Source organism: Kosakonia sacchari SP1 (assembly GCF_000300455.3).
GTDB classification, from domain to species: Bacteria; Pseudomonadota; Gammaproteobacteria; order Enterobacterales; family Enterobacteriaceae; genus Kosakonia; species Kosakonia sacchari.
The window spans coordinates 3198073-3223397 of sequence record NZ_CP007215.2 but is presented as its reverse complement, the minus strand read 5'-3'; the positions used below and the strand labels follow the sequence as shown (position 1 = coordinate 3223397).

Annotated in this window: 30 protein-coding genes and 1 pseudogene; 27 read left to right on the top strand and 4 right to left on the bottom strand. The window is 54.0% G+C overall.

The features are described from left to right. Position 1: 1 nt before the first annotated feature. Positions 2 to 697, bottom strand: a complete 696-nt coding sequence (locus C813_RS38200; RefSeq protein ID WP_017456111.1) for a DUF6216 family protein — start codon at positions 695 to 697, stop codon at positions 2 to 4. Positions 698 to 796: 99 nt separating this feature from the next. Between C813_RS38200 and C813_RS38195 the strand changes: the two genes are divergently transcribed. The 17 genes and pseudogenes from C813_RS38195 to C813_RS38125 all read left to right on the top strand — a co-directional run bounded on the left by C813_RS38195 (position 797) and on the right by C813_RS38125 (position 12935). After that, positions 797 to 1375, top strand: coding sequence for a phage baseplate assembly protein V (locus C813_RS38195; protein ID WP_017456112.1), 579 nt, complete (start codon positions 797 to 799; stop codon positions 1373 to 1375). Further along, the gene (locus C813_RS38190) at positions 1372 to 1731 is read left to right on the top strand and encodes a GPW/gp25 family protein (protein WP_017456113.1); all 360 of its coding nucleotides are present in this window, start codon (positions 1372 to 1374) and stop codon (positions 1729 to 1731) included. Before C813_RS38195 ends, C813_RS38190 begins: the two co-directional genes overlap by 4 nt. After that, the gene (locus C813_RS38185) at positions 1718 to 2626 is read left to right on the top strand and encodes a baseplate assembly protein (protein ID WP_017456114.1); all 909 of its coding nucleotides are present in this window, start codon (positions 1718 to 1720) and stop codon (positions 2624 to 2626) included. Before C813_RS38190 ends, C813_RS38185 begins: the two co-directional genes overlap by 14 nt. Further along, on the top strand, positions 2619 to 3224 hold the full coding sequence (locus tag C813_RS38180; protein WP_017456115.1) for a phage tail protein I: 606 nt from the start codon (positions 2619 to 2621) through the stop codon (positions 3222 to 3224). The genes C813_RS38185 and C813_RS38180 overlap by 8 nt, the downstream gene beginning before the upstream one ends. Then, positions 3221 to 4060, top strand: a pseudogene (locus C813_RS38175) (phage tail protein); the annotation flags it as partial. The gene C813_RS38180 and the pseudogene C813_RS38175, both read left to right, overlap by 4 nt. A 310-nt stretch (positions 4061 to 4370) precedes the next feature. Beyond that, positions 4371 to 4556 carry a hypothetical protein gene (locus C813_RS38170; RefSeq protein WP_017456117.1) on the top strand — a complete coding sequence of 62 codons (186 nt, stop codon included), beginning with the start codon at positions 4371 to 4373 and terminating at the stop codon, positions 4554 to 4556. Between the two features lie 133 nt (positions 4557 to 4689). Beyond that, positions 4690 to 5862, top strand: a complete 1173-nt coding sequence (locus C813_RS38165) for a phage tail sheath protein (RefSeq protein ID WP_017456118.1) — start codon at positions 4690 to 4692, stop codon at positions 5860 to 5862. 9 nt (positions 5863 to 5871) lie between these two features. Further along, entirely contained in the window at positions 5872 to 6387 is a 516-nt protein-coding gene (locus C813_RS38160; RefSeq protein WP_017456119.1) for a phage major tail tube protein, read from the top strand. Between the two features lie 54 nt (positions 6388 to 6441). Next, on the top strand, positions 6442 to 6744 hold the full coding sequence (locus C813_RS38155; protein WP_017456120.1) for a phage tail assembly protein: 303 nt from the start codon (positions 6442 to 6444) through the stop codon (positions 6742 to 6744). A gap of 14 nt (positions 6745 to 6758) precedes the next feature. Continuing rightward, positions 6759 to 6878, top strand: a complete 120-nt coding sequence (locus tag C813_RS46485; protein WP_017456121.1) for a GpE family phage tail protein — start codon at positions 6759 to 6761, stop codon at positions 6876 to 6878. After that, complete coding sequence (locus C813_RS38150) at positions 6871 to 9672, top strand: phage tail tape measure protein (RefSeq protein WP_017456122.1); 2802 nt, start codon at positions 6871 to 6873, stop codon at positions 9670 to 9672. Before C813_RS46485 ends, C813_RS38150 begins: the two co-directional genes overlap by 8 nt. Continuing rightward, positions 9669 to 10154 carry a phage tail protein gene (locus C813_RS38145; RefSeq protein ID WP_017456123.1) on the top strand — a complete coding sequence of 162 codons (486 nt, stop codon included), beginning with the start codon at positions 9669 to 9671 and terminating at the stop codon, positions 10152 to 10154. Before C813_RS38150 ends, C813_RS38145 begins: the two co-directional genes overlap by 4 nt. Further along, complete coding sequence (locus C813_RS38140; RefSeq protein ID WP_017456124.1) at positions 10151 to 11236, top strand: phage late control D family protein; 1086 nt, start codon at positions 10151 to 10153, stop codon at positions 11234 to 11236. The genes C813_RS38145 and C813_RS38140 overlap by 4 nt, the downstream gene beginning before the upstream one ends. A 67-nt stretch (positions 11237 to 11303) precedes the next feature. Then, positions 11304 to 11519, top strand: a complete 216-nt coding sequence (locus C813_RS46480) for an ogr/Delta-like zinc finger family protein (RefSeq protein WP_017456125.1) — start codon at positions 11304 to 11306, stop codon at positions 11517 to 11519. 179 nt (positions 11520 to 11698) lie between these two features. Then, positions 11699 to 12334 carry a hypothetical protein gene (locus C813_RS38135; protein ID WP_139164738.1) on the top strand — a complete coding sequence of 212 codons (636 nt, stop codon included), beginning with the start codon at positions 11699 to 11701 and terminating at the stop codon, positions 12332 to 12334. Next, positions 12306 to 12524, top strand: a complete 219-nt coding sequence (locus C813_RS38130; protein ID WP_017456127.1) for a hypothetical protein — start codon at positions 12306 to 12308, stop codon at positions 12522 to 12524. Before C813_RS38135 ends, C813_RS38130 begins: the two co-directional genes overlap by 29 nt. Positions 12525 to 12710: 186 nt before the next feature. Continuing rightward, on the top strand, positions 12711 to 12935 hold the full coding sequence (locus C813_RS38125; protein WP_017456128.1) for a hypothetical protein: 225 nt from the start codon (positions 12711 to 12713) through the stop codon (positions 12933 to 12935). Between the two features lie 230 nt (positions 12936 to 13165). On the opposite strand, the gene C813_RS38120 is transcribed toward C813_RS38125, so the two are convergent. Beyond that, positions 13166 to 14851, bottom strand: coding sequence for an aspartate:alanine antiporter (locus C813_RS38120; RefSeq protein ID WP_017456129.1), 1686 nt, complete (start codon positions 14849 to 14851; stop codon positions 13166 to 13168). Between the two features lie 281 nt (positions 14852 to 15132). Between C813_RS38120 and ybjM the strand changes: the two genes are divergently transcribed. Then, positions 15133 to 15498, top strand: a complete 366-nt coding sequence (gene ybjM / locus C813_RS38115) for an inner membrane protein YbjM (protein ID WP_017456130.1) — start codon at positions 15133 to 15135, stop codon at positions 15496 to 15498. A 30-nt stretch (positions 15499 to 15528) separates the two neighbouring features. Here the strand turns inward: ybjM and C813_RS38110 are convergent, their stop codons facing one another. Then, positions 15529 to 15792 carry a GrxA family glutaredoxin gene (locus tag C813_RS38110; RefSeq protein WP_017456131.1) on the bottom strand — a complete coding sequence of 88 codons (264 nt, stop codon included), beginning with the start codon at positions 15790 to 15792 and terminating at the stop codon, positions 15529 to 15531. 174 nt (positions 15793 to 15966) lie between these two features. On the opposite strand from C813_RS38110, the gene nfsA reads away from it, so the two are divergent. The 9 genes from nfsA (at position 15967) to rlmC (ending at position 24484) form a co-directional block, all read left to right on the top strand. Further along, on the top strand, positions 15967 to 16689 hold the full coding sequence (gene nfsA, locus C813_RS38105; protein WP_017456132.1) for an oxygen-insensitive NADPH nitroreductase: 723 nt from the start codon (positions 15967 to 15969) through the stop codon (positions 16687 to 16689). A gap of 72 nt (positions 16690 to 16761) precedes the next feature. Then, a complete protein-coding gene (gene rimK, locus C813_RS38100; protein ID WP_017456133.1) occupies positions 16762 to 17664 on the top strand; it encodes a 30S ribosomal protein S6--L-glutamate ligase in 903 nt (300 codons plus the stop codon). A gap of 85 nt (positions 17665 to 17749) precedes the next feature. After that, positions 17750 to 18229 (top strand): type III secretion system chaperone family protein, encoded by a 480-nt coding sequence (locus C813_RS38095; protein WP_017456134.1) that lies wholly within the window; start codon positions 17750 to 17752, stop codon positions 18227 to 18229. A gap of 349 nt (positions 18230 to 18578) precedes the next feature. After that, the gene (gene potF / locus C813_RS38090; RefSeq protein WP_017456135.1) at positions 18579 to 19691 is read left to right on the top strand and encodes a spermidine/putrescine ABC transporter substrate-binding protein PotF; all 1113 of its coding nucleotides are present in this window, start codon (positions 18579 to 18581) and stop codon (positions 19689 to 19691) included. Between the two features lie 141 nt (positions 19692 to 19832). After that, positions 19833 to 20966 (top strand): putrescine ABC transporter ATP-binding subunit PotG, encoded by a 1134-nt coding sequence (gene potG, locus C813_RS38085; RefSeq protein WP_017456136.1) that lies wholly within the window; start codon positions 19833 to 19835, stop codon positions 20964 to 20966. Positions 20967 to 20975: 9 nt separating this feature from the next. Further along, positions 20976 to 21929 (top strand): putrescine ABC transporter permease PotH, encoded by a 954-nt coding sequence (gene potH, locus C813_RS38080; RefSeq protein ID WP_017456137.1) that lies wholly within the window; start codon positions 20976 to 20978, stop codon positions 21927 to 21929. Beyond that, positions 21926 to 22771 carry a putrescine ABC transporter permease PotI gene (gene potI, locus C813_RS38075; protein WP_017456138.1) on the top strand — a complete coding sequence of 282 codons (846 nt, stop codon included), beginning with the start codon at positions 21926 to 21928 and terminating at the stop codon, positions 22769 to 22771. Before potH ends, potI begins: the two co-directional genes overlap by 4 nt. A 73-nt stretch (positions 22772 to 22844) precedes the next feature. Continuing rightward, a complete protein-coding gene (locus tag C813_RS38070; protein ID WP_017456139.1) occupies positions 22845 to 23315 on the top strand; it encodes a YbjO family protein in 471 nt (156 codons plus the stop codon). A gap of 41 nt (positions 23316 to 23356) precedes the next feature. Beyond that, positions 23357 to 24484, top strand: a complete 1128-nt coding sequence (rlmC, locus tag C813_RS38065; RefSeq protein ID WP_017456140.1) for a 23S rRNA (uracil(747)-C(5))-methyltransferase RlmC — start codon at positions 23357 to 23359, stop codon at positions 24482 to 24484. Between the two features lie 42 nt (positions 24485 to 24526). Here the strand turns inward: rlmC and artJ are convergent, their stop codons facing one another. Beyond that, positions 24527 to 25258 carry an arginine ABC transporter substrate-binding protein ArtJ gene (gene artJ / locus C813_RS38060; RefSeq protein ID WP_017456141.1) on the bottom strand — a complete coding sequence of 244 codons (732 nt, stop codon included), beginning with the start codon at positions 25256 to 25258 and terminating at the stop codon, positions 24527 to 24529. Positions 25259 to 25325 lie beyond the last annotated feature (67 nt).

The following is a 25325-nucleotide window of genomic DNA, read 5'->3' as shown; positions in this document are numbered from 1 at the left end:
TTTACGTTAAATATTGGTAACTTTTTTCTATTTCTGATTTATTAAAAGCAGCGATTTTTTTATTTATATACAAATCAATAAACATAGCCTGTCCCATCATAAAGAAAAATGACAGGGATAAATAAACAATAGGTATTAAGATCATTAGACCTAGTGAGTTTTTATTAGCTACTTTGGATAGCTCGTCTTTTTTCTTGGGGTCTAGCATATATCCGCAAATGAATTCTTTGGTTTCAGGTTTTATTGATGTGATTTTATCTAATGCGCTTTTATTGATGCAAGTATCTGGCGAGATACTCCAGGTTGGAGCGTTTGGCTGATTCCTTGCTTCTTCCTGCTTTATCCAAAATGAGTCTTTAGTTTCTTTATGAGTGTAATCAATCCATTGTATAGGGCCACGAATAACGATATCGGTAAAATGATAAAAACCAATTAGGGATGTGAATATTATGGAGAAGCCAAAGCTAGCGAGAAATACTTTATTAAATTTGTTGTGTGGTTTGGTGCTTAACTTGTATCTGCAAAAGCTAAGCCTGATTAAGGGTTTTGCAATTCCTATATTAGATACCAAAAAATCTTCTTCTGAGTGAATTTTATTCAACCATGACCAAAATGAGGATACGCCACCTGCCAGCCATTTAAATATTAGGCCTCCAATCGCGGTGGCTAAGAAAGCGTTTATTTTATCAAATTCCATCTGGCATTCCTCTTTTTTAACTATCAGTGAGTATATGTATCAGAGACCAGACAATGAAGCACCGTTCTTTAAATATGAAATCACGGGCAATCTGACACCATGAACGCACAACTTACCGAAATCATGCGCCTTATCACCAATCTGATCCGCACCGGCATTGTGACCCAAGTGGACAGGGAAAACTGGCTGTGCCGGGTGAAAGTCGGCGAACTCGAAACCAACTGGATTAACTGGCTGACGCTGCGTGCCGGCGGTGCGCGTACATGGTGGTGTCCGTCGCCGGATGAGCAGGTGGTGGTGCTAAGCATGGGCGGCAATCTGGAAACCGCTTTTGCGCTGCCCGCGATTTATTCCAATCAATTTGCACCGCCGTCGGATTCCCTGGACGGCTGCGTGACGGAGTACCCGGACGGAGGCTGGTTTGAATACGAACCCGCCACCGGGCGCTGGTTCGTCAAAGGCATTAAATCCATGGTGATTGAGGCGGCAGACAATATCACCCTGAAAACCGGCGAGTTCGCGGTGGAAGCCAATACCACGCGCATTAACAGCGAGGTGGTGATCAATGGCGGCGTCACCCAGGGTGGCGGTGCCATGAGTTCCAACGGGATCGTCGTGGATAATCACGCCCACATAAAAGTGAAAGCGGGCGGTGATACCTCGGGAGGCCCGGTATGACACTCTATATTGGCATGAGCCGGAATGACGGGCAGACGATGACTGACACAGAGCATCTGCGCCAGTCGGTGCGCGATATTCTGCTGACGCCGCAGGGTAGCCGGCTTGCCCGCCGGGAATACGGTTCCTTGCTCTCCGCGCTGATTGACCAGCCGCAGAACCCGGCACTGCGCCTGCAGATCATGTCTGCAGTCTATGTGGCGCTGACCCGCTGGGAGCCACGGCTTACGCTGGATACCATCACTATCAATAGCAGCTTTGACGGCGCCATGCTGGTAGAGCTTACCGGTCAGCGTAATAGTGGCGCGCCTGTTTCCTTTTCCGTATCCACAGGAGCAGACAATGCCGGTTATTGACCTTTCCCAACTCCCCGCACCGCAGATTGTGGACGTACCGGATTTTGAGACGCTGCTGGCTGAACGTAAGGCGACATTCATTGCGCTTTATCCTGCAGAAGAACAGGCCGCCGTTCGGCGCACCCTGGCCCTTGAATCAGAACCCGTCACCAAGCTGCTGCAGGAAAGCACCTACCGCGAAATCCTGTTGCGCCAGCGTATCAACGAAGCCGCGCAAGCTGTCATGGTGGCGTATGCCATCGGCGGCGATCTTGAGCAACTGGCTGGCAACTACAACGTCAAACGCCTGACGGTAACACCGGCTGACAACAACGCCGTGCCGCCGGTTGCAGCGGTGATGGAAAGCGACGAGGCGCTGCGCTTGCGTGTTCCCGCTGCGTTTGAGGGGCTGTCCGTGGCTGGCCCGACGGCAGCCTATGAATTTCATGCTAAAAGCGCGGACGGGCGCGTGGCGGATGCCAGCGCAACCAGCCCGGCGCCGGCTGAGGTGGTGCTTACGGTTCTAAGCCGCGAGGGGGATGGCGCGGCAGAAACTGACCTGCTGGCGGTGGTTGAGCAGGCGCTTAACAGCGAAAATGTGCGCCCGGTTGCAGACCGTCTGACGGTACGCAGTGCCGAAATTATCCCCTACCGCGTGGATGCGACGATCTTTCTTTATCCGGGGCCGGAAGCTGAGCCAGTAATGGCAGCGGCAAAATCCAGCCTGCAGAAGTATATCGCCAGCCAGACACGGCTGGGACGTGATATCCGCCGCAGCGCTATTTATGCCGCGCTGCATGTTGAAGGTGTGCAACGTGTGGAGCTAGCGTTGCCGCTGAGTGATGTGGTGCTGGACAAGACGCAGGCGGCATCCTGCACGGAATGGCGCGTTACCAACGGGGGCACGGATGAATAGCCTGCTGCCGCCCGGTTCATCACCGCTTGAGCGCCGACTGGCGCAGAGCTGCAGCGCAATTACCGATTTGCAGGTGCCGCTGCGTGATTTGTGGAACCCGGCAACGTGTCCGGTCAGCTTTCTGCCGTATCTGGCGTGGGCATTCTCCGTTGACCGCTGGGACGAAAGCTGGACGGAGAGCGTCAGGCGCCGGGTGGTGCAGGATGCTTTCTATATCCATCAGCACAAAGGGACAACCAGCGCCGTGCGGCGCGTGGTGGAGCCGTTCGGTTTCCTGATCCGCATCATTGAGTGGTGGCAGATCGGCGAGACGCCGGGGACGTTTCGCCTGGACATTGGCGTGCAGGACCAGGGCATTACTGAAGAAACCTATTTCGAGCTGGAACGCCTGATCAGCGACGCCAAACCCTGCAGCCGTCACCTTGTCGGCATGTCCATCAACCTGCAGACCAGCGGGCCGTATTTTACGGGCGCAGCCAACTATAGCGGCGAAGAGATCACCATCTATCCGTACATCAATGAAACCATTATTTCCGGCGGCACTGCTTACGAGGGCGGCGCGGTCCATGCTACTGACACAATGAGAGTGCATCCATGAGCCAAAAATTCTATACCCTGCTGACGGAGATCGGCGCGGCAAAACTGGCAAGCGCCGCCGCGCTTGGTGTGCCACTAAAAATTACCCAAATGGCTGTGGGGGACGGTGGTGGCGCGCTGCCAACGCCCAGTGCCCAACAAACCACGTTGATTGGCGAAATGCGCCGGGCTGCGCTGAACATGCTGTATATCGATCCGCAGAACAGCAGCCAGATTATTGCAGAGCAGGTGATTCCTGAAACCGAAGGCGGTTGGTGGATTCGTGAGGTCGGCTTGTTCGATGACACCGGCGCGCTGATCGCCGTAGGTAACTGCCCGGAGAGTTACAAGCCGCAACTGGCTGAGGGCAGCGGGCGCACGCAGACCGTGCGGATGATACTGATTACCAGCAGTACGGATAACATCACGCTGAAGATTGACCCCTCCGTGGTTCTGGCAACCCGTCAGTATGTGGATGACAAGGTGCTCGAGCTTAAGGTGTATGTAGATGACCAGATGGCAAAACATCTTGCTGCTGCTGATCCTCATCCACAGTATGCGCCCAAAGAAAGCCCGACATTCACCGGCACGCCAAAAGCGCCGACGGCGGCGGCAGGAAACAGCACCACGCAAATTGCCAGCACCGCTTTTGTACAGGCTGCGATTGCAGCGCTGGTTGGCTCCTCGCCTGGGGCGCTGGACACGCTCAATGAACTGGCATCCGCGCTCAGTAACGATCCTGACTTTGCCACCACCATGACAAATGCCCTGGCGGGTAAACAGCCACTGGACGACACACTCACAGCCCTGAGCGGTAAAGGTGTTCCTGCTTTACTGAAATATCTTGGTTTGGCAGAAGCGAAATTTGTTACCAGCCGGGGCAGGAATGCAAATGGTGGCTGGGTTGTATGGTCAGATGGTGCCATTGAGTTATACGGAATGAGTGGTGTCCACGACAGAGGCAAAGCGACGATCACTTACCCAATCGCACTGCCTGAACTTTCGCGATACATCAGTATCGCTGAACGTATCTCGGGTGACAGGACTGATAACATGCTTCATGTTTCCATGATTATTGATAGTGAAGTCACTGCCTCCGGTTTTACCGCTCGTTGCCAGCAATATGATGGCACAACGTCGTCAAACTCATTCTCATGGAGGGTAATGTATGCGCCTGTTTAATCCGGTAACAATGACAGAGGTTTTACCTGGCTTTCATGATGTGACTGGTGCCGTGGAATTACCGGACGATAACTGGTTTTTCACAATGGTTGAGATCCCCGAAGGGAAACAATTGTCGGTCGACAAAAATGGCAGACCGGTACTGGTGGATGTTTCAGCCGAACGCAAGTGATTGAAGCCCCCGCCTCTGCGGGGATTTTTTTACCCCGCCCATTGTGCCATTCCTTAAACAAAGCCCGCCGCGTGCGCCGCGCGTATATCAACCAGAACATAGGCGCATCCCAGTAAACCAGAGAGACTGCCTTATGGCTCAGGATTACCATCACGGGGTGCGCGTTGTTGAAATCAACGAAGGCACCCGACCCATTACCACGGTGAGCACTGCCATCGTGGGCATGGTCTGCACCGGCGATGATGCCGATGCGTCTGTGTTTCCCCTCAATAAGCCGGTACTGCTTACCGATGTGCTGACCGCCAGCGGTAAAGCGGGTGAGTCCGGCACGCTGGCCCGTTCGCTCGATGCGATTGCTGACCAGGCTAAACCCGTCACCGTCGTTGTGCGCGTAGCGCAGGGTGAAAGCGAAGCGGAAACCACCTCCAACATTATCGGCGGCGTAACGGCTGACGGTAAAAAAACGGGTATGAAAGCGCTGCTGTCGGCGCAGTCGCAGTTTGGCGTCAAGCCGCGCATTCTCGGCGTGCCGGGGCACGATACGCAGGCGGTTGCCACGGAGCTGCTGAGCGTGGCGCAGAGCTTGCGCGGGTTTGCCTACCTCTCCGCCTACGGCTGCAAAACTGTGGAGGAAGCCATTGCCTACCGCGCTAATTTCAGCCAGCGCGAGGGGATGCTGATCTGGCCTGATTTCATCAATTTTGACACCGTGCTGAATGCAGATGCGACGGCTTACGCCACTGCCCGTGCGCTCGGTCTGCGCGCCAAAATCGACGAGCAGACCGGCTGGCACAAAACCCTGTCCAACGTAGGCGTGAACGGCGTTACCGGCATTTCCGCCGATGTGTTCTGGGATCTGCAGGACCCGGCAACCGACGCCGGGCTGCTTAACCAGAATGACGTGACCACGCTTATTCGCAAAGACGGCTTCCGCTTCTGGGGTTCCCGCTGCCTCAGTGATGATCCGCTGTTTGCTTTTGAGAACTACACCCGCACGGCGCAGGTACTGGCTGACACCATCGCAGAAGCGCACATGTGGGCGGTGGATGGCGTGCTTAACCCGTCGCTGGCCCGCGACATTATCGAAGGTATCCGCGCCAAACTGCGCAGCCTGAAATCGCAGGGCTACATCATCGGCGCAGACTGCTGGCTGGATGAGTCGGTGAACGATAAAGACTCCCTGAAAGCCGGCAAGCTCACTATCGACTACGACTACACGCCGGTGCCGCCGCTTGAAAACCTGATGCTGCGCCAGCGCATCACCGATCAGTACCTGCTGGAATTCTCCAGCCAGGCCAGCGCGTAAGGGGACACCATGGCTTTACCACGCAAGTTAAAACACCTGAACCTGTTCAATGACGGGAACAACTGGCAGGGCATCGTCGAGTCCCTGACGCTGCCGAAATTCACTCGCAAGTTTGAAAAGTATCGCGGCGGCGGCATGTCGGGCGCGGTTGATGTGGATATGGGGCTGGATGACGGCGCGCTGGACACGGAGTTTTCCATTGGCGGAATGGAGTCGCTGATCTTCAAACAACTGGGTAAACCGACCGCTGACGCTGTGCAACTACGTTTCACCGCCTCCATTCAACGTGATGACACTGGCGAAGTGCAGGCCGTAGAACTGGTCACGCGCGGACGCCCCAAAGAGGTGGATTCCGGCGAACTGAAAACAGGGGAGAGCAACGCCAGCAAAGTCAGCTTCACCAACAGCTACGCCAAACTGACCATCAATGGTGAGGTGCTGTACGAAGTTGACCTGATCAACATGATTGAAATGGTGAACGGTGTGGATTTGCTGGAAGCACACCGCAACGCCCTGGGCCTCTGATAACGCTTAACGGCGCGGGCTTCCGCGCACTGTTTCCGATTTAAGGACATAACCATGAGTGACAAAGCAAACGAAAAAACGGTGGTGCTGGATACCCCCATTCAGCGCGGAAAAAATCAGATCACAGAGGTGGTGCTGCGCAAACCGCAATCCGGCGCGCTGCGGGGCACCCGCTTGCAGGCCATCATGGATATGGATGTGAGCGCCATGATGACGGTGATCCCGCGAATCTCCACGCCCACACTCACCCCGCAGGAAATGGCAGAACTGGATCCGGCGGACCTCACCGCAATGTCCGTGGAGGTGGTCACTTTTTTGTTGAAGAAATCGGTGCTTGCCGATTTGCCGACAGTCTGACCGTTGATGACCTGGTGGCAGACATCGCCACCATTTTCCACTGGTCGCCGTCCGTCACTGACGCTATGCCGCTGGCTGAGGTGCTGGAGTGGCGGCATAAAGCGATCCTGAGAAGCGGGGCCAGCGATGAGTGACAACAACCTGCGTCTGCAGGTGGTGCTTAATGCGGTTGATAAACTCACCCGCCCATTCAAAAGCGCGCAGGCCAGCACAAAAAAGCTGGCTGCTGCGCTGAAATCCAGTAAAGACACGCTTAAATCGCTGAATGAGCAGGCCGGAAAAATAGATGGATTCCGCAAAGCGCGTTCACAGCTTTCCCTGGCTGAAAAGGATCTTTCAGCCGCAAAACAAAAAGCCGCAGCGTTAGCGATTCCGCACGCCGCGAATACGCGTGAAATGGCTCAGCAGATCAGGCAATTTGCACAGGCTAAAGCCCGCGTTAAGGCGCTGCAGAGCACATATGATGGCCTGCGTCAGTCCGTTCACCTCCAGCGTAAGTCGCTTAAAGAAGCCGGCATCGACACGAAAAACCTAAGCAGTGAACAGAGGAAGCTGCGTAAAAGCGCGGACCAAACCAGACAAGCGCTGGACAAGCAACAAAAATCGCTGAAACGGTTGGGGGAGCAGCAGGCGCGCATGAATGCCGCGCGCGCTGACTATTCCCGCCGTCTTGAAGTTCGGGATCGTATTGCCGGCGCTGGCGCCACCACCACCGCAGCGGGAATGGCAATGGGCGCGCCGGTCATGGCGGCAGTGAAAAGCTATGCCAGCATGGAAGATGCGATGAAAGGCGTGGCAAAGCAGGTTAATGGCCTGCGTGATGATAACGGCAACCGCACGGCCCGGTTCTATGAAATGCAGGACGCCATCAAAGCTGCCAGCGAACAGTTACCCATGCAAAACGGTGCGGTGGATTTTGCCGCACTTGTCGAGGGTGGCGCCCGCATGAACGTGGCGAATCCCAGTGATTCATGGGCCGATCAAAAACGCGATTTATTAGTCTTTGCTGCCACGGCTGCCAAAGCCTCCACGGCGTTTGAGCTTCCGGCGGACGAGCTTTCCGAAAGCCTCGGAAAAATTGCCCAGCTTTATAAAGTACCGACCCGCAACATTGAGCAATTGGGTGATGCGCTGAACTACCTGGACGACAACGCCATGTCAAAAGGGGCGGACATTATCGATGTTCTGCAGCGCATGGGCGGCGTGGCGGACCGTCTGGACTACCGCAAAGCCGCTGCGCTTGGTTCGACATTTTTAACGCTGGGTGCTGCGCCGGAAGTGGCAGCCAGTGCCGCTAACGCAATGGTGCGTGAGTTGTCGATTGCGACCATGCAAAGCGACCGGTTCATGGATGGCATGGATCTGCTGAAAATGAAGCCGGAAGTGCTGGAAAAGCAGATGACAAAGGATGCCATCGGCACTATTCAGCGCGTTCTGGCAAAGGTTAATAAGCTGCCGGTGGATAAACGCCTCTCAGTTATGACCATGCTTTTCGGCAAAGAGTATGGCGATGACGCCGCGAAGCTGGCAAACAACCTGCCGGAGCTGCAACGCCAGCTCCTGCTCACGTCCGGTAATGCTGCCAATGGCTCTATGCAAAAAGAGTCCAGTATCAATAAAGATTCGCTGTCCGCGCAGTGGCTGCTGGTTAAGACCGGGGCGGAGAACGCCTTTAGCAGTCTCGGTGAAACCCTGCGCGAGCCGCTGATGGCAATCATGGGCACCGTGAAGCAAGTCACCGGCGCATTTCGCCGCTGGATCGAAGAACACCCGAAGCTCGCCGGGGCGCTCCTGAAAGGTGTGGCTGCGCTGGCGTCGATTGCGGTTGTGCTGGGGACGGTGATGCTGGCGGTATCCGCTGTGCTTGGCCCTCTGGCACTGATGCGCCTGCAATTCTCCATCCTGGGCATAAAAGGCGGCGGTGCGTTTGGTCTTATCACCAAAGCTCTTGGCAGCGTGGGTAAGGGGATTGTGTGGCTGGGCCGCCTGATGTTCGCCAATCCGATCCTCGCGGTGATTGGGCTGATTGCCATGGCGGCTATTTACATCTGGCAGAACTGGGACACGCTGGGGCCGAAATTCAAAGCCATGTGGGATGCCGTTTGCGCTGCCACCACGGCGGCGTGGGAATGGATTAAACAGACCGCCAGCAACGCATGGGAGGGTATCAAATCCCTGTTTTTCAATTACACCCTGCCGGGCCTGATTGCCAAAAACTGGGAGGCCATCAAGAGTGGAGTGTCGCAGGCGTGGGCCAGTGTTAAACAGACCATTGCAGAAAAATGGGCTGCGATTCTGGCTGACGTTGCCGCATTGCCGGCGAAATTCCAGCAGATGGGCAGCGCCATCATTGACAGCATTCTGAACGGCATCAATGCGAAATGGGACGCGTTGAAAAACAAACTCGCTTCCGTCACGGATTACCTGCCGGACTGGATGACCGGCAATAATAGCGCAGCGGGCAAAACGCAGGTGCGGGTAGTTGGCGGCGCGGCAGTCGCTGCGGTTCCGTTTGCCGGCATGTATGACAGCGGCGGTGTCATTCCGCGCGGTCAGTTTGGCATTGTTGGCGAGAATGGCCCGGAAATTGTTAACGGCCCGGCACAAGTGACCAGCCGCAGGCGCACGGCGGCGCTCGCTTCGGTGGTTGCCGGCATGATGGGGGCTGCAGCCGCACCGGCAGAAGCCGTGCCGCTCCATCCGATGAGCCTGCCCGCAGCAGCATACCGTGCGCCGTCTGAGCCGACGACCCGCCAGTCGCCTGTGATGCATTTTGAAACCCATGCGCCGATCACCATCTATGCGCAGCCGGGGCAGAATCCGCAGGATATTGCCCGCGAAGTGGCAAGGCAACTGGATGAACGGGAACGTCGCATCCGGGCGAAAGCACGCAGCAACTTCAGTGACCAGGGGGGATATGATTCATGATGATGGTGCTGGGGTTATACGTTTTTATGCTGCGTACCGTGTCCTATCAGGAATTGCAGTATCAGCGCAACTGGCGGCACGCGACCAACAGCCGGGTGAACCGCCGCCCGTCGACACAATTTCTTGGCCCGGATAATGACTCCCTGACGCTTTCAGGTGTCCTGCTCCCTGAAATCACCGGCGGCAGGCTGTCATTGCTGGCGCTGGAGCAAATGGCAGAACGGGGTAAAGCATGGCCTTTAATTGAGGGCAGCGGCACTATTTACGGCATGTTTGTGATCGAGAACCTGAGCCAGACCAAAACAGAGTTTTTCGCCGGCGGTGAAGCGCGCCGGATTGAGTTTTCCCTGACACTGAAACGCGTTGATGAATCGCTGACCGACATGTTTGGTAACCTGGGCGATCAGCTTCGTAATCTGCAGGACACCGCCGCATCGACGATTGGCGATATCAAAAACACGGTGGGAGGATTACTGCCGTGAATTATGACCCTCATAGCAAAACGCCGGCTTTCAGCATCACCATTGCCGGCAAAGACGTGACGGAATTGCTTGATGCGCGCCTGATGAGCCTGACGCTGACAGATAACCGGGGCTTTGAAGCGGACCAGCTTGATCTCGAACTGGATGATGCCGACGGGCAAATTGTCCTGCCGCGACGCGGAGCGGTTATTAATCTGTCGCTGGGATGGAAAGGGCGGCCGCTTTTCCCCAAAGGGGCATTCACCGTGGATGAGATTGAACATACCGGCGCACCGGACAAGCTGACCATCCGCGCCCGCAGTGCCGATTTCCGCGAAACGCTGAACATCCGCCGGGAAAAATCATGGCACCAGACAACCGTGGGGGCGGTGGTAAACGAAATTGCTGCCCGGCATAACCTCAACATGGCGCTGGGTAAAGACCTGGCGGACAAAGTACTGGATCACCTCGACCAGACCAATGAAAGCGATGGCAGTTTCCTGATGCGGCTGGCGCGCCAGTTTGGGGCGATAGCGTCCGTAAAAAATGGCAACCTGCTTTTTATCCGCCAGGGGCAGGGAAGAAACGCCAGCGGTAAACCGCTGCCGGTTATCACTATAACGCGGCAGGCCGGTGACGGTCATCGGTTTACCCTGGCCGATCGCGGCGCGTATACCGGCGTGATCGCCAGTTGGCTGCATACCCGCGAACCGAAGAAGAAAGAGACAACCAAAGTTAAGCGCCGGCGAAAGAAAACCGCTGCGGCAAAAGAGCCGGAAGCAAAGCAGGGGGAATATTTAGTGGGTACGGATGAAAACGTGCTGGTTCTAAGCCGTACCTATGCCAACCGCAGCAATGCGGAGCGTGCCGCAAAAATGCAGTGGGAACGTCTGCAGCGTGGGGTGGCGTCATTCTCCATGCAGCTTGCAGAAGGACGGGCAGATCTCTACACCGAAATGCCGGTAAAGGTGAGCGGCTTTAAGCCGCCAATTGATGATGCAGAGTGGACCATCACCACGCTGACGCACTCCGTCAGCCCGGACAGTGGATTTACGACCAGTCTGGATCTCGAAGTGAAAATAGATGAGTTCGAAATTGAATGATTAGTTCCATATTGAGAACAATAAGGTATCATTATTGCGAACTGGTTAAGAATGAGGGCTGAAAATAATGATGAATTGTCCACTATGCGGGCAGGCCGCGCATACCCGCAGTAGCTTTCAGGTTTCCAGTGAAACCAAGGAACGATACAACCAGTGCACCAATATTGAATGCGGGCATACTTTCGTCACGCATGAAACCTATGTTCGCTCTGTGTGCCGACCGCAGAAAATCAGCGCGGCTCCGCCTCATCCAAAAGGAACGCAGGGGCAATTAGCTTATTGATTCTGACCCGCCGCTGGCGGGTTTTTTATTGCTTGAAGCTGTCATATTCAAACGCTGTCGGATTGTATTTTAGGCATATACTCTCAAATAAGAATTATCTTAAACAGCAAAGACTGAGGCTGGTCACTACAATTTTTTTGATTAATCTTTCCCGATGCATATTACGTGAGATGGATTTTATGGATGCAAAAATGATAGCGAAGGGCATTCTCGATGGCCTGGCTTCAATACCAGAGAGTGCTTATTTATCAGGAGTGAGAACGTGGGATTCACTGGGCGTTATAGACCGCAAGACCAGAGCCCGCAATGAAATTGAAAACGAGCGTTTTTTTCTTGTGCTCAAAAGTATGGCAACAAACGAATCACCGCTCAGACAACTTGTGTCCACTGTAATAACTGATTTTTATAAGAAGTTGGACGAAAAAGGCAAACAGGCCATTAATGAAAAGTTGCATTATGCTGATGCGAAATTGGGTAGTCGGGTAGGTGCTCAGGCTTTTATAACCCAGAAGATCGCAGAAATGATAATCCACCGTGTGCGCATGAAAAAAATCACACAGCGTCTGGTGCGTGTCGGTTCCGCTTTTACTTTCAATATTATTATGATTCAGGGGCTGATTGAGGAATCAGCAAGAGCATCGCGGCGGATGCAGTCCAGTTATCCAGAGACATATTACAAAGTATCTCCCATGAATCTGGATATGGTTTATTTTCTCGCTGAAAAAGAACTGGAACCTTATCTGATGTATATCCACAGTCACCCGATTCAGTGCAAAGGAATTGAGAATGAAATCTGCAAAATCCTCTCCCGCTAAGTTTTGCAAATTCATCGGGCTTCAATCTGCCAGTCTGGTTGAAGGGGTTTCGACCTGCATTTGTTCCTTTGCTGCTTTCGGTAGCCTGTTTGTTTTGGATGGCTGGTTTAAGTTGGCTGGATTTATAGGGTTCTTTATCCTGGCCTATCTGATCGCGTGGTTAATGGATGTTCTGAAAGGCGATGCGTAAAAGCATTTAGGCACAGAGGCGACACACAAACCAAAGGGGTTGAGTATTGACCCTGACCCGAAATCCTGTGCCATCCAGAAACAGAATGCCGGCATAATCTACACTCCCTGAACGGAGGTGGTGCCGTTGAAAAGCCTCCCGAACCGAACACTCACAGTCACCCCATGCAGTGTAAAGGGATACAGGATGAAATCTGCAAAATCCTCGCAAAATAGCGTTTCTGAAAAAATATGGGTGCATGCGGTCAACATGTTCGATGCTCTGGGGACGGGGATCTTGTCTATCGCGGCTTTTGCTTGCCTTATTGTCCTTGATGGCTGGGTTCTTAAGTTGGGCGGGTTTTTAGGCTGCTTTGCATTAATTTGCCTTGTTATCTTTCTGTCGGACAAACTTAAAGGCAAGGGTAAGTAATTTTACTGTGTCGCCACTTTGTCGCCTTTACTAAATTTCCACGACTGAAAGTGCTTGATTACAAAGACAATAAAATCAAGGCAACAAAAAACCCATCAACCTTGAACCTAAGCGGCGGGGTTGATGGGCTCCACAAAATGGGGACATCAAAGAAAAGCAGTGGCACTAGTTATGACTGACGCCCCACAAAAAAGTTCTGCGCATAACTGAAATATTTCTCAGCTTCAGACTTATCCGAGACCCGGCCAGATAATGATGATCAATGTCCCCGCAAGCGTCAGTAGAACGTTAGCGATGGCGTAGGTTCCCGCATAGCCCAGCGCCGGGATATTGCTGCGCGCTGTATCGCTGATGATCTCCATTGCCGGGGCGCAGGTGCGTGCGCCCATCATCGCGCCGAACAGCAAAGCACGGTTCATTTTCAGCACATACGCGCCAAACAGAAAACAAATTAACACCGGCACCAGGCTGACAATAAGCCCGGCAATCAGCATCTGACCGCCCACTGCGCCAAGACCGTTGCCGATGCCGCTACCGGCGCTTAAGCCCACGCCCGCCATAAATACCATCAGGCCAAATTCTTTCACCATCATCAGCGCGCCCTGCGGGATGTAGCCGAAAGTCGGGTGGTTGGCACGCAGGAAGCCAAGCATGATCCCGGCGAACAACAGGCCGGCAGCGTTACCCACGCCGAAGCTGAAAGAGCTGAACTGGAAGGTGATCATGCCGATCATCAGGCCAACAATAAAAAACGCGCAGAAGGCGAGCAGGTCGGTGACCTGGCTGTGAATAGAGATAAAGCCGATGCGGTCAGCAATGGTTTTTACACGACGCGCGTCACCGCTGACCTGCAAAACGTCGCCTTTGTTGAGCACAATATTGTCGTCAATCGGCATCTCGATCTGGCTGCGGATCACGCGGTTAAGAAAGCAACCATGATCGGTCAGCTTGAGCTGCGCCAGACGGCGGCCCACAACGTTGTGGTTTTTGACCACTACTTCTTCGGTGACGATACGCATGTCGAGCAGATCGCGATCGAACACCTCTTTGCCGTTGCGAAAACTCGGGTCAAGGCGCGCGTGGGCATCCGGGTAGCCGACCAGCGAAATCTCGTCACCCATTTGCAGCACGGCATCACCGTCGGGGCTGGCGAGAATGCCGTTGCGACGAATGCGTTCAATATAACACCCGGTCTGGCGGTAGATCCCGAGCTCGCGCAGGTTTTTACCGTCGGCCCATGCCACCAGCTCCGGCCCCACGCGGTAGGCGCGGATCACCGGCAGGTAAACTTTACGGTGCGCATCGGTATCCAGACCGCGTTCACGGGCGATCTGCTGGGCGCTGGTTTGCAGATCCTGGTGCTGCAATTTCGGTAAATAACGTGCGCCGAAAATCAGGCTCACCAGACCAATCAGGTACGTCAGGGCATAACCGAGGCTCAGGTTATCCAGCGCGCTGGAGAGTTGTCCACTCTCCATACCTGAATGGCGCAGCGTGTCGCCCGCACCCACCAGAACAGGTGTGGAGGTCATTGAACCCGCCAGCATACCCGCCGTCAGGCCAATATCCCAACCGAACAGTTTGCCAAGGCCTAACGCAATTAACAGCGCGCTGCCAACTAATACCAACGCCAGCATGAGGTAATTCTTGCCGTCGCGAAAAAAAATAGAGAAAAAGTTTGGCCCAGCTTCAACTCCGACACAAAAAATAAACAGCATAAAGCCAAGGTTAAGTGCGTCCGTGTTAATGCTGAAATGTTGCTGGCCTAATAATAATGAAACCACTAAAACGCCAATGGAATTACCGAGTTGAACAGAACCCAGTCGTAATTTACCGAGACAAAGTCCGAGTGCCAGAACGACAAACAATAACAGTATGTAATTCCCGTTTAACAAATCTGCGACGTTTATATTCACGGAGGCTAACTTCTTGTTTACTTGTAAGCTGTTGAAAGAAATGGTTATTTGAGCTAGTGTTTTGCTAATGCGCTGGCGTATGAAAAAAGCGGTGCAACACCAGACACTCCTCACAAAACAAAAACAGGCCGCTAGTTTAATCGTATTAGATTACAACGGCTAGTGAGAATCGCGTATTTACGTGGGTGCTTTTCTGGCACGGATTGCCGCAACGCTTTATCTGTCCGGACATTCTTTTGAACGAGTTGTTAGTGCGATAGAGAAAAAGTCAGGAGGCGTGTTTGAAGAACAGGCGAAGTCGGGTCGGCGTTATTTGCTGCGCATTACTTTTTATTGCGGTGTGTTTGTTGCTGGTCATAAATATGAAAGGCGCGCTACCCGTGTCTGGTAATCCTGAATTAGGCTTACTGCTTTTCACGCTTCCTGGTATTGTCGGTGGGCTGATTGCTCGCCGACGCAAAGCGATCGTGCCGCTTTTCGGCGCCGTGCTGGCGGCTCCATTCTGCTATGTACTGATTTACCTGCATTTAGCACCTTCGCAGTCGAACTGGCAGGTTATTGCCTGGTTGTTCAGCGCGATTTTCTGGTGCGGAATGGGCGGGTTATTCTATCTTTTCGTGCGCAAAATTCTGCGCTGCAAAAAATAAAACGCCCTCAATAAGAGGGCGTTGCTTGGCTCAGGCAAACAGGCCGAAATGTTCTTTGGCGTAGGCCTCGAAATCGGTGCAGCCGCCAATGTGTTTCTGGTCGAGGAAAATCTGCGGCACAGTTTCTACCGGTTTCCCGACGGTTTTTTCGAGGTCGGCTTTGGTGATGCCTTCCGCGTGAATATCCACGTAGCGATAGTTAAAATCGTCACGCTCGGCGGTCAGTTTTTCTGCCAGTTCTTTTGCGCGTACACAGTATGGGCAGCCAGGGCGGCCAAAAATTACAGCAAACATACTCTCTCCCAAATCTGAAGGTAACTGCCGGTTATCATGACCATAACTGCGCGTAATGAAAAGCAGGTTATGCCTGTTGCTTTAATCTTTACAACCTTTCAGCGCAAATTGCGGATACTGCGACGGCGCAGGCTTCGCCTATACTGAGGGACTTGTTTATTTGGGAGATTATTCATGACACCAACTATTGAATTGCTGTGCGCCCATCGTTCCATTCGCCATTTTACCGATCAGCCGATTACCCAGGCGCAGCGCGAGGCGATTATCGCCAGCGCGCAGGCGACATCCAGCTCCAGTTTTTTGCAATGCAGCTCGATAATTCGCATCACCGATCCGGCACTACGCGAGCAACTGGTGACGCTTACCGGTGGGCAGCAGCACGTGGCGCAGGCGGCGGAATTTTGGGTGTTCTGCGCTGATTTCCATCGTAATTTCCAGATTTGCCCAGAGGCGAATCCAGGTCTGGCGGAGCAGTTGCTGCTCGGCGTAGTCGATACCGCGCTGATGGCGCAAAACGCCTTCACTGCGGCAGAATCGCTCGGGCTTGGCGGCGTTTATATTGGCGGAATTCGTAACAGCATTGAAGCCGTAGGTGAGTTATTGCAAGTGCCAAAACATGTGCTGCCGCTGTTTGGCCTGTGCCTTGGCTGGCCGGCGGATGCGCCGGATAAGAAACCGCGTATGCCTGCGCAACTGGTGGTGCATGAAAACCGCTATCAGCCGCTGGATAAAGATGTGCTGGCGCAATACGACGAGGAGATCGCCCACTACTATATGACGCGCGACAGCAATACGCGGCGTGACACCTGGAGCGACCATATTCGCCGCACCATCATTAAAGAGAGCCGCCCGTTTATTCTCGACTATTTGCATAAACAGGGATGGGCGACACGCTAATTCCCGTTCATCCTGCACGTCGCTGCGTGTATCATACGCCTGCTTTGACAGGTCTTTTTAGAGAGGTGCAGGGTGAAAATTGCCATATTGTCCCGGGATGGAACGCTCTATTCGTGTAAACGCCTGCGCGAAGCGGCGATGCAGCGCGGTCATCTGGTCGAGATCCTCGATCCGCTTTCCTGTTATATGAATATCAGCCCGGCGGCTTCGTCCATTCACTATAAAGGCCGCCAGTTGCCGCATTTCGATGCAGTGATCCCGCGTATCGGTTCGGCCATTACCTTCTATGGCACCGCCGCGCTGCGTCAGTTTGAAATTCTTGGCAGTTATCCACTCAATGAGTCAGTGGCGATCACTCGCGCCAGAGACAAGCTGCGCTCGTTGCAGTTACTGGCGCGTCAGGGGATTGATCTGCCGGTAACCGGCATTGCCCATTCACCGGACGATACCAGCGATCTGATTGATATGGTCGGCGGCGCGCCGCTGGTGGTGAAGCTGGTGGAAGGGACGCAGGGCATCGGCGTGGTGCTGGCAGAAACCCGCCAGGCGGCAGAGAGCGTGATTGACGCTTTTCGTGGTTTGAATGCGCACATCCTGGTGCAGGAGTTTATTGCCGAAGCGAAGGGAACCGATATTCGCTGTCTGGTCGTCGGAAATGAAGTGGTCGCCGCCATTGAACGCCGGGCGAAAGAGGGCGATTTTCGCTCCAACCTGCATCGCGGCGGCAAGGCGCTGGTGGCACATATCAGCGAACGTGAGCGTGAAATCGCGCTGGCTGCCGCGCAAACGCTGGGGCTGGATGTGGCTGGCGTCGATATCCTGCGCGCCGAACGCGGCCCGCTTGTGATGGAAGTTAACGCCTCACCGGGGCTGGAAGGCATCGAAAAAGCCACCGGCATTGATATTGCGGGTCGCATGATCCAGTGGATCGAACGCCAGGCAACGCCGGGTTTTTGCCTGAAAACCGGCGGTTGATGTGATTTTCCCGCGCAATTAATGGTACGTTCTGGCCTTTTTGCGTAAGCTATGGCCAATTTTTTTGCTAAGAGAGCACTGCTTTATGGATTCACTCGTCGTTCCGGGTCTGGACACGCTGCGTCACTGGCTGGATGAACTGGGCATTAACTTTTTTGAGTGCGATAACTGTCAGGCGCTGCACCTGCCGCACATGCAAAATTTTGATGGCGTGTTTGATGCAAAAGTCGACCTTGTTAATGACGTTGTGCTGTTTACCGCCATGGCTGAAGTCAAACCGTCCGCGCTGCTGGCGCTGGCCGCCGATCTCTCCGCCATCAATGCCAGTTCTTTGACCGTGAAAGCGTTTCTCGACATTCAGGATGATAATCTGCCGAAGCTGGTGGTGTGCCAGTCTTTATGCGTCGGGCCTGGCATAACGTTTGAACAGTTCGCCTGGTTTATGCGCCAGAGTGAAGAGCAGATTTCCATGGTCATTATGGAAGCCAACGCACATCAACTGCTGTTCACGCCAGGCGAAGAAGAGATGGCGGCAGATGAAGAGTCGCACAATTTTCTCCACTGACTCTGCGCAGCATTAACGCAGTCGCTGCCATGGCGGCTGCATAATAAATATTTTTATTCTGCTATTAACCTTTCCTTAAAGAATTTTTCACCGCTATTCCTCGTGTAACGGCTTATCACATAGACGTATCCTGCATAAAAAATTGATAAAAGGCGTTTTTTAATCTGACCTATAGCCTCAAACCCTGGCTACAGTTATTCTTGCGATGCTTAAAACAGCATGCGGTGTCAGCCGGAAGCGTTTTCTTCTCCGGGACTGTGCAGAGTGACAAAATATGCATGATTCTTGCATATCTTATGATGCGTACATTTAGTTCGTATGTTAACGGACTTTCCAGAAGGAATGAGATATGACCGCCTTGAGCAAAAAATGGGTATCAGGTCTTGTCGCGGGTGCGTTGATGGCTGTCTCTGCCAGCACGCTCGCAGCCGAGCAAAAGACACTGCATGTTTATAACTGGTCTGATTATATTGCGCCGGACACCGTCGCGAATTTTGAAAAAGAGACGGGCATCAAAGTCGTTTATGACGTGTTTGACTCTAACGAAGTGCTGGAAGGCAAATTGATGGCGGGCAGCACCGGCTTTGACCTGGTGGTGCCTTCCGCGAGTTTCCTTGAGCGCCAGTTGGCCGCCGGGGTATTCCAGCCGCTTGATAAGAGCAAACTGCCGAACTGGAAAAACCTCGATCCGGACGTGTTGAAAATGGTCGCCAAGCACGATCCTGACAACAAATACGCTATTCCGTATCTGTGGGCAACCACCGGTATCGGCTATAACATTGACAAAGTGAAAGCCGCACTTGGCAAAGACGCGCCGGTAAACAGCTGGGATCTGGTGCTGAAACCGGAAAACCTGGAAAAACTGAAAAGCTGCGGCGTCTCATTCCTCGATGCGCCGGAAGAGATTTTTGCCACCGTGCTTAATTACCTCGGCAAAGATCCGAACAGCAGCAAAGCGGATGATTACAGCGTTGCCGCAACCGACCTGCTGTTAAAGCTGCGTCCGAACATTCGTTACTTCCACTCTTCTCAGTACATTAATGACCTGGCAAATGGCGACATCTGCGTGGCTATCGGCTGGGCGGGTGATGTGTGGCAGGCGGCAAACCGTGCGAAAGAAGCGAAGAATGGCGTAAATATCACTTACACCATTCCGAAAGAGGGCGCGCTGGCGTTCTTCGACGTCTTCGCAATGCCGGCTGATGCCAAAAACAAAGACGAAGCGTATCAGTTCCTCAACTACCTGATGCGCCCGGATGTGATTGCCCATATCAGCGATCATGTGTTCTACGCGAACGGTAACAAAGCCTCTGTTCCGCTGATCAGCGCAGAAGTGCGTGATAACCCGGCTATCTTCCCGCCGCCGGATGTTTTCGCCAAACTCTTTACGCTGAAAGTCCAGGATCCGAAAATCGACCGCGTGAGAACGCGCGCCTGGACTAAAGTTAAAAGCGGCAAATAATTCAATCACCTGAGTGGTGATAAGGCTGCACCGTGGCGGTGCGCCTGCCCCAAAAATGGACAGAGGTGATGCCGCCTCTGTCCAGTCATTTGTACGACAACTCGTTGAAACGGGTTGATGTTTTTGCCGGAGAGCACTTGAGTGAATGACGCTATCCCCCGCCCACAGGCGAAGAGCCGCAAGGATCTGACGCCGCTACTGGAAATTCGCAATCTGACCAAATCCTTTGATGGTCAGCACGCCGTTGATGATGTCAGTCTGACCATTTATAAAGGTGAAATTTTTGCCCTGCTTGGCGCGTCCGGCTGCGGTAAATCAACGTTGCTGCGCATGCTCGCTGGTTTTGAGCTGCCTACCCACGGGCAAATCATGCTCGATGGTGTAGACCTGGCGCATGTGCCGCCTTATCTGCGCCCGATCAACATGATGTTCCAGTCCTATGCGCTCTTTCCGCATATGACCGTGGAACAGAACATTGCTTTCGGCCTTAAACAGGACAAGTTGCCGAAAGCAGAAATCGCCAGCCGCGTGGCTGAAATGTTGCACCTGGTGCACATGAGCGAATACGCCAAACGCAAGCCGCACCAGCTTTCCGGCGGCCAGCGCCAGCGTGTGGCACTGGCGCGCAGCCTGGCGAAACGCCCGAAACTGCTGCTGCTGGATGAACCGATGGGGGCGCTGGATAAAAAGCTGCGCGACCGGATGCAGCTCGAAGTGGTGGACATTCTTGAACGCGTCGGCGTGACCTGCGTCATGGTGACCCACGACCAGGAAGAGGCGATGACCATGGCCGGGCGTATCGCCATCATGAACCGCGGTAAGTTTGTGCAGATCGGCGAACCGGAAGAGATCTACGAGCACCCGACCACACGTTACAGCGCCGAGTTTATCGGTTCTGTGAATGTGTTCGAAGGGCTGCTGAAAGAGCGTCAGGACGATGGTCTGGTGATCGACTCGCCGGGGCTGGTGCATCCGCTGAAAGTGGACGCCGATGCGTCGGTGGTGGATAACGTGCCGGTGTATGTGGCGCTGCGTCCGGAAAAAATCATGCTCTGCGAAGATCCGCCAGCCGACGGCTATAACTTTGCCGTCGGGGAAGTGGTGCATATCGCCTACCTTGGCGACCTCTCTATTTATCACGTGCGTTTGCAAAGCGGGCAGATGATCAGCGCCCAGTTGCAGAACGCGCATCGCTACCGTAAAGGCGCGCCAACCTGGGGCGATGAAGTTCGCCTCTGCTGGGATGCCGATAGTTGTGTGGTTCTGACGGTTTAAGGAGCGGCGATGAGTACACTGGAGCCACCGTCCCGCGTCGCAAAACCGGGCGGTTTTACGTTATGGCTGGGGCGCATGCAGATGCGTCACGGGCGCAAACTGGTTATTGCGCTGCCCTATATTTGGCTGACTTTGCTATTTCTGCTGCCGTTTTTGATTGTGTTCAAAATCAGCCTTGCAGAGATGGCGCGGCAGATCCCGCCGTATACCGATCTTATCGAGTGGGCGGACAGCCAACTGACGGTAACGCTGAATATCGGCAACTTCCTGCAACTTACCGACGACCCGCTCTATTTTGAAGCCTATCTGCAGTCGTTACAGGTGGCGGCGATCTCAACGATTTGTTGTCTGCTGCTGGGGTATCCGCTGGCCTGGGCTGTGGCGCACAGCAAACCGTCGACGCGCAATATTTTGCTGCTGCTGGTGATTTTGCCGTCATGGACCTCGTTTCTGATCCGCGTGTATGCGTGGATGGGGATCCTGAAAAACAACGGCGTGTTGAATAACGTCCTGATGTGGCTGGGCGTTATCGATCAGCCACTGACGATTCTGCATACCAACCTCGCGGTGTATATCGGCATTGTTTACGCCTATTTGCCGTTTATGGTGCTGCCGATTTATACCGCGCTGACGCGTATCGATTATTCACTGGTAGAAGCCTCGCTGGATCTCGGTGCGCGCCCGCTGAAAACCTTTTTCAGCGTGATTGTGCCATTGACCAAAGGTGGAATTATCGCCGGTTCGATGCTGGTGTTTATCCCGGCGGTTGGCGAGTTTGTCATCCCGGAACTGCTCGGCGGCCCGGACAGCATTATGATTGGCCGCGTGTTGTGGCAGGAGTTCTTTAATAACCGCGACTGGCCGGTAGCCTCGGCGGTGGCAGTGATTATGCTGCTGTTGCTGATTGTGCCGATCATGTGGTTCCACAAACATCAGCAGAAACAAGGGGAGGACCAGGCATGAACAACTTACCGGTAGTGCGCTCTCCGTGGCGCATTTTGATCCTCGTGCTCGGTTTTACGTTCCTGTACGCGCCAATGCTGATGCTGGTGATCTACTCCTTCAACAGTTCAAGGCTTGTCACCGTATGGGCAGGCTGGTCGACGCGCTGGTATGGCGAGCTGTTTCACGATGACGCGATGATGAGCGCGGTGGGTTTAAGCCTGACCATCGCGGCTTGTGCGGCGACGATGGCGGCGGTGCTGGGGACTATCGCGGCGGTGGTAATGGTGCGTTTTGGGCGCTTTCGTGGCTCAAACGGTTTCGCCTTTATGATAACGGCGCCGCTGGTGATGCCGGATGTGATCACCGGCTTGTCGCTGCTGCTGTTGTTTGTGGCGCTCGGCCATGCGATTGGCTGGCCTGCCGATCGCGGGATGCTCACTATCTGGCTGGCACATGTGACTTTCTGTACCGCTTATGTTGCCGTGGTGATCTCCTCGCGCCTGCGCGAACTGGATCGCTCCATTGAAGAGGCGGCAATGGATCTTGGAGCAACGCCGCTGAAAGTGTTCTTTGTCATCACGCTACCGATGATCATGCCGGCGATTGTTTCCGGTTGGCTTTTAGCGTTTACCCTGTCGCTGGATGACCTGGTGATCGCCAGTTTTGTTTCGGGGCCGGGAGCGACGACATTGCCGATGCTGGTCTTCTCCAGCGTGCGCATGGGGGTGAACCCGGAAATCAACGCGCTGGCGACGCTTATTCTGGGCGTGGTCGGGATTGTTGGTTTTATCGCCTGGTATTTAATGGCACGGGCGGAAAAACAGCGGATCCGTGATATCCAGCGTGCAAGACAAGGCTGAACTTATTAGAATCGTGAAATTGTGTTGCTGATGCCGCGCTTGTCGCGGCATTTTTCACAGGGAAATCATCGGATTGGGGTTCTTCAAGAAAACCGTTCACCACGCGAAATTGAATGTACCGGCACTGGTGCAGGTGGCGGCCATCGCCATTATTATGATTCGCTGCGTTGATGTATTGATGGTGTTTAATTTGCTGGGATGGCGCGGCCTGCTCGATTTTGTGCAACGCAGCGCGCAGACCTGGAGCCTGACGCTGGTTTTTCTTGGCAGCCTGTTTTTAGTGTTTGTCGAAATTCTTTGTGCTTTCTCGGTGGTGAAAGGGCGGCGCTGGGCGCGCTGGCTCTATCTCGGCACGCAAGTGGTGGCAACCGGTTATTTATGGGCCGCTTCGCTCGGGTATGGTTACCCGGAACTCTTCAGCATTGCCGGTGGTTCCCGACGTGAGATTTTCCACGCATTAGTGATGCAAAAACTCCCCGATCTGCTGGTGTTATTCCTGCTGTTTGTTCCCGCGCCCAGCCGACGCTTTTTCCGCCTGCAATAACGGTGGTACAATCCCGGCCCCGCAAAATGAAAGGCTTTACTATGCAGTGCGCTCTCTTTGATGCTGGTCGTTGCCGTTCCTGTCAATGGATAGAACAACCGGTCTCGCAGCAACTTACCGCGAAAATGGACGATCTCCACACGCTGCTGGATGGCTTGCCTGTAGCGCAGTGGTGTTCGCCAGTGAGTGGCCCGGAGCAGGGATTTCGTAATAAAGCCAAAATGGTGGTTAGCGGCAGTGTGGAAAAACCGCTGTTTGGCATGTTGCATCGCGACGGTACGCCCGAAGATTTGACCGAGTGTCCGCTCTACCCGCACTCTTTCGCCCCGGTTTTTGCCGCGCTCAAACCGTTTGTTGCCCGCGCCGGGTTAACGCCTTACAACGTGGCGCGTAAACGTGGTGAGCTGAAATACCTGCTGCTGACCGAAAGCCAGCAGGATGGCGGCATGATGCTGCGCTTTGTGCTGCGCTCAGAAGCGAAACTCGCGCAATTGCGCGCGGCCTTGCCTGTGCTTCAGGCGCAATTGCCGCAACTGAAAGTGGTTTCTGCCAATATCCAGCCGGTACATATGGCGATCATGGAAGGTGAGACGGAGATTTTTCTCACCGGGCAGCAGGCGCTGGCGGAAAACTTTAACGGCGTGCCGCTGTGGATCCGCCCGCAGAGCTTTTTCCAGACCAACCCGACCGTTGCCAGCGCGTTGTATGCGACCGCCCGCGATTGGGTGCGAACGTTGCCGGTTACCCATATGTGGGATCTGTTTTGCGGCGTCGGCGGTTTTGGTCTGCACTGCGCGACGCCGGAGATGCGCCTGACCGGTATTGAGATTGCCCCGGAAGCGATTGCCTGCGCCACACAATCAGCGCAGGCGCTTGGTTTACAAAACCTGCACTTTCAGGCGCTGGATTCAACCCAGTTTGCTACCGCTTCGCACGACATTCCTGATTTGGTGCTGGTCAACCCACCGCGGCGCGGAATTGGTGCGGCGCTGTGCGACTATTTAAGCCGCATGGCACCGCCGTACATCATCTACTCCAGCTGCAACGCCAGCACGATGGCGAAAGATATTCGTCTGCTGTCGGGGTATCGCATTGCGCGCGTTCAACTGTTCGATATGTTCCCGCATACCTCGCATTACGAGGTGTTGACGCTGTTGGTGAAGCAATAAAAAAAGCCGCGAGAGCGGCTTTTCTGTCAGAACCAATATGCGTTACTGCGGGAACCACTGATCGCTGATTTTCTGATAAGTACCATCAGCTTTAATCGCTTTCAGCGCGGCGTTCAGTTTTTCCAGCAGCGCTTTGTTATCCGGGCGCACCGCAATGCCAAGACCCGTGCCGAAGTATTGCGGATCGGTCACTTTCGGTGTCGCTACGCCCAGTTGCGGGTTGGTTTTCAGCCACTCGTTGACCACGGCGGTGTCACCGAACACGCCATCGATACGGCCATTTTTCAGGTCGATAATCGCATTCTGGTAGCTGTCATAAGCCACGGTTTTCACTTCCGGGTGCTTATCCTGCAGGTATTTCTGGTGCGTGGTGCCGTTTTCCATGCCGATACGTTTGCCTTTCAGATCATCAAAAGATTTAAAGGCATCTTTTTTGGCGATTACCAGCGCAGAGTTAGCGTAGTACGGGTCAGTGAAAGCGACCTGTTTGCTACGCTCCGGGGTGATATCCATACCGGAAATCACTGCGTCATATTTTTTGAATTTCAGCGACGGGATCAGGCTGTCGAAGGCGTGGTTGGTGAACGTACAATCGGCCTGCATCTGTTTGCACAGCGCGTTTGCCAGATCGATATCAAAGCCGACGATTTTGTTGCTCGCATCCATCGATTCAAACGGTGGATAAGTGGCAGAAACACCGAAGTTAATTTTATCTGCTGCAGAGGCGCCAGCGGCGAACGAAGCGAGAAGGGCGGCGAGTATCAGTTTTTTCATTATCGAACTCCTGTCGGTCAATCTTATTGTTGTTGCCGTGTCTAAAGCGTGACGCTAACCATGCCAT